The organism is Corynebacterium sp. HMSC074E01, from assembly GCF_001808885.1.
Classification (GTDB): Bacteria; Actinomycetota; Actinomycetes; order Mycobacteriales; family Mycobacteriaceae; genus Corynebacterium.
Window position 1 is genome coordinate 1 of sequence record NZ_KV794832.1, and the last position, 362, is coordinate 362.

Here is a 362-nt window from a genome sequence, read left to right on the forward strand (position 1 = left end):
GGTACTCGAGTGGCGAACGGGTGAGTAACACGTGGGTGATCTGCCTTGCACTCTGGGATAAGCTTGGGAAACTGGGTCTAATACCGGATATGAACTGCCTTTAGTGTGGTGGTTGGAAAGTTTTTTCGGTGCAAGATGAGCTCGCGGCCTATCAGCTTGTTGGTGGGGTAATGGCCTACCAAGGCGTCGACGGGTAGCCGGCCTGAGAGGGTGTACGGCCACATTGGGACTGAGATACGGCCCAGACTCCTACGGGAGGCAGCAGTGGGGAATATTGCACAATGGGCGGAAGCCTGATGCAGCGACGCCGCGTGGGGGATGACGGCCTTCGGGTTGTAAACTCCTTTCGACAGGGACGAAGC

At 57.2% G+C, this 362-nt stretch carries 1 rRNA gene; it reads left to right on the plus strand.

Going from position 1 to position 362, the window contains the following annotated elements:
* Positions 1-362, plus strand: a 16S ribosomal RNA gene (locus HMPREF2537_RS03740); the annotation flags it as partial.